Annotated in this window: 2 protein-coding genes; both read left to right on the forward strand. The window is 72.3% G+C overall.

All coding sequences use genetic code 11. The annotated features are described in order from the left end of the window. Positions 1–2,316 (forward strand): phosphoenolpyruvate--protein phosphotransferase (gene ptsP / locus V6S85_RS26470; protein ID WP_334350804.1); only part of this gene is annotated, 2,316 nt, incomplete at its 5' end. Between the two features lie 4 nt (positions 2,317–2,320). Further along, positions 2,321–3,981 (forward strand): N-acetylglucosamine-specific PTS transporter subunit IIBC (gene nagE / locus V6S85_RS26475; protein ID WP_334350805.1); only part of this gene is annotated, 1,661 nt, incomplete at its 3' end.

Consider the following 3,981-nt stretch of genomic DNA (forward strand, 5'->3'; position numbering starts at 1 on the left):
GCCGAGATCCTGATGCATGTGGGTCTGGAGACGGTGGCGCTGGACGGCGAGGGCTTCACCGTCCTCGTGGCCGAGGGCCAGGCGGTGACGGCGGGTGATCCGCTGATCGGCTTTGACCTGGACTTGCTGGCCCGCAAGGCCAGGAGCCTGATCACCCCGATCGTGGTCACCAATCCCGAGGCCTTCGCGATCGTGCGCCGGGCGCAGGACCACGAGACCGGGGTCGGCGGCTTCCTGATGGAGCTGACGGCGGTCGGCGGGGCGGCTGCCGGGACGACGGCGGGAGCGGGCGGCGAGGTGGTGCGCGAGGTGGTCGTGCCGCTGGCCCACGGGATCCACGCCCGTCCGGCCGCCCGCATCGCCGAGACGGCGCGCGGCTTTGCCGCAGAGATCGCGCTCCTGGCGGTGGGCCGCCGGGCCAGCGCCAGGAGCCCGGTGGGGCTGATGTCGCTGGCCATCCGGCTGGGCGACCACGTCTCGATCGTTGCTTCCGGCCCGGACGCCGAGGCCGCCGTCACGGCGATCGCCGCGCTGATCGAAAGCGGCATGGGCGAGGGCGTGGGCGAAGTCGTCGCCGCCGTCGAAGCGCCGCCGGTCGCCGCCGTCACCGCCGAACCGGCCGAGCCGGGGGTGCTGCGCGGCGTGATGGCCGCGCCGGGCCTGGCCATCGGCCAGGCGGTGCGGCTGGTGGCCGAAGAGATCGTGGTCGTCGAGGCCGGGGCCGGAGCCAGCACGGAGCTGGCCGCCCTGGAAGACGCGCTCTGCGCGGTCCGAGGCCGCATCGAGGCCTCGGCCGCGAGTGGGGACGCCGCCCGCAAGGCCATCCTCGGCGCCCACCTGGCCTTCCTCGAAGATCCCGAACTGACCGCTGCCGCGCGGCGGCTGATCGGCGAAGGCAAGAGCGCCGGCTTTGCCTGGCGGCGCGCCGTCGGCGGTTATGTTGAGGCCCTGCGGGGCCTGGGCGACCGGCGCCTGGCCGAGCGCGTCGATGATCTGATCGACCTGGAGCGCCAGGTGCTGCGGGCCCTCCTCGTCTTGGAAGGGGCCGGCGAGGAGGAGACCGCCCGCGTGCTGCCGGCCGGGGCGATCCTGCTGGCCGACGAGCTTCTGCCCTCGCAGCTGATGGGCGTGGATCCCGGCCAGGTGGCCGGCTTCGCCACCGCTCGTGGCGGTCCCACCTCGCACGTGGCCATCCTGGCCGCGGCCATGGGCCTGCCGGCCCTGGTGGCCGTGGGGCAGGACGTTCTTGGGATCGCCGATGGAACCGTCCTGATCCTCGACGCCGAGGGTGGCAAGCTGAGGGTGGCCCCGGGCGCCGAGGCGCTGGCCCAGGCCCAGAGCGCCATCGCCGCCCGCCACGAGGCCCGCGCCGCCGCCAAGGCCGCCGCCCACCAGGAAAGCCGCACGGCCTGCGGGACGCGCATCGAGGTGTTCGCCAATGTCGGCTCGGAGAAGGACGCCCTGGCCGCCGTGGCCAACGGCGCCGAGGGCTCGGGCCTGCTGCGCACCGAGTTCCTGTTCCTCGACCGCGAGACCCCGCCCGACGAGGACGAGCAGGCCCGCCAGTACCAGGCCGTCGCTTCGGCCCTGGAGGGCCGGCCGCTGATCGTGCGCACGCTGGATGTTGGCGGCGACAAGGCCGCCCCCTACCTGCCGATCCCGGCCGAGGAGAACCCGGCCCTGGGCCTGCGCGGCGTGCGGGTCAGCCTCTGGCGGCCGCACCTGCTGAAGACCCAGATCCGCGCCATCCTGCGCGTCCAACCGCTGGGCCAGTGCAGGATCATGGTCCCGATGGTGGGCAGCCTCTCGGAGCTTCGCGCGGTGCGCGCGGTGCTGGAGGAGGCCAAGAAGGAGCTGGGGATCACGCAAGCCGTCGAGCTGGGGGTGATGATCGAGACCCCGGCCGCGGCGGTGACCGCCGACCTGATCGCCGCCGAGGCCGACTTCCTCTCCATCGGCACCAATGACCTGACCCAATACGTGCTGGCCATGGACCGGGGAAACCCCGAGCTTGCCGCCCGCATCGACGCCCTGCACCCGGCGGTGCTGCGGATGATCGACCAGACCTGCAAGGGGGCGGCCAAACACGGCCGCTGGGTCGGCGTCTGCGGCGGTCTCGCCTCGGATCTTTCCGCCGTGCCGGTGCTGCTGGGCCTGGGGGTGACCGAGCTTTCGGCCACGGCCGCCATCGTGCCGGAGGTCAAGGCCCTGGTGCGGCGGCTGTCGCTGCCCGCCTGCCGCGACCTTGCCGCCCAGACCCTGGACCTGGCCTCGCCCGAGGCGGTCCGCGACCTTGCCAAGTCCTTCGGAGTCTGAGCCGATGAAGTCTCCGCTCGAAATCCTCCAGCCGCTGGGCCGGGCCCTGATGCTGCCGATCGCGGTGCTGCCGGTGGCAGGCCTCCTGCTGCGCTTTGGCCAGCCGGATCTTCTGAACATCCCCTTCATCGCCGCGGCCGGCGAGGCGATCTTCGCCAACCTCGGCCTTCTCTTCGCCATCGGCGTGGCCGTGGGCCTGGCCCGCGAGAACAACGGCGCGGCCGGCCTGGCCGGGGTGGTCTGCTTCCTGATCGCCACCGAGGGGGCCAAGGCCCTGCTGCACGTGCCGTCCGAAGTGCTGGCGGGCCTGTCCAAGGAGGCCGCGGAGCTCGCCGGCCCGGCCTACAAGGCCAAGGCGCTGTCCAAGCTCTCGGTGCCGATCGGCATTCTCTCCGGCGTGATCGGGGGTCTGTTCTACAACCGCTTCTCGGGCTTCAAGCTGCCCGAATACCTGGCCTTCTTCAGCGGCCGCCGCTTCGTGCCGATCATCTCGGGCGTGGCGGGCCTGGTTCTGGCCCTGCTGGTGGGCTTTGGCTACGACGGCATCAACGGCGGGGTCGACGCGGCCAGCCGTGGCGTCGTCGGCTCGGGCGAGGTGGGGCTCTTCGTCTACGGCCTGCTCAACCGGCTGCTGATCGTCACCGGCTTGCACCACATCCTCAACAACATCGCCTGGTTCGTGATCGGCGACTATCACGGGGCCACCGGAGATCTTCGCCGCTTCTTCGCCGACGACCCCAGCGCCGGGGCGTTCATGAGCGGCTTCTTCCCGGTGATGATGTTCGGCCTGCCGGCCGCGTGCCTGGCCATGTTCCACACCGCCCGTCCCGAGCGGAAGAAGGCGGTCGGCGGCATGCTGGCCTCGCTGGCCCTGACCTCGTTCCTGACCGGGGTGACCGAGCCGATCGAGTTCTCGTTCATGTTCCTGGCCCCGCTGCTCTACGCCGTGCACGCGGTGCTGACCGGCCTGGCCATGGCCCTGATGAACCTGCTCGACATCAAGCTGGGCTTCACCTTCTCGGCGGGCCTGTTCGACTACGTGCTGAACTTCGGCAAGGCCACCCGGCCGCTGTGGCTGCTGCCGCTGGGGGCGGTCTATTTCGGCCTCTATTACGGCCTGTTCCGCTTCTTCATCATCAAGTTCGACCTCAAGACCCCGGGCCGCGAGCCGGCCGAGGAGGCCGCCGCCCTGGCCGCGGCTCCGGCCCCCAGCGCCGGCGGCCGCGGGGCCGACTTCGCCGCGGCCCTGGGCGGAAGCGCCAACCTCGTCAGCATCGACGCCTGCACCACTCGCCTGCGCCTGATCGTCGCCGACCAGAAGGCCATCGACGAGCCGCGTCTCAAGGCGCTCGGCGCACGCGGGATCGTCCGTCCCTCCAACAAGGCCCTGCAGGTGGTGCTGGGCCCCATCGCCGACACCGTCGCCGGCGAGATCCGCGCCGCCGTCGGGGCAGGCGGGCAGGCCGCAGTGTCCGCCCCCGCCGCCGCGCCGGCCAAGGCCGCTGTCGACGCCAAGACCGCCAAGGCACTGCTGCCGGGGCTCGGCGGCAAAGCCAACATCCTCGCCGTCAGCGCCTGCTCCAGCCGCCTGCGCCTGGAACTGGCCGATCCCGACAAGCTCGACGAGGCGGCCCTCAAGGCCGCCGGCGTGCGGGCGCTGGTCCG

Source organism: Caulobacter sp. CCNWLW153, assembly GCF_036889365.1.
In the GTDB taxonomy this organism is placed as follows: Bacteria; Pseudomonadota; Alphaproteobacteria; order Caulobacterales; family Caulobacteraceae; genus Caulobacter; species Caulobacter radicis.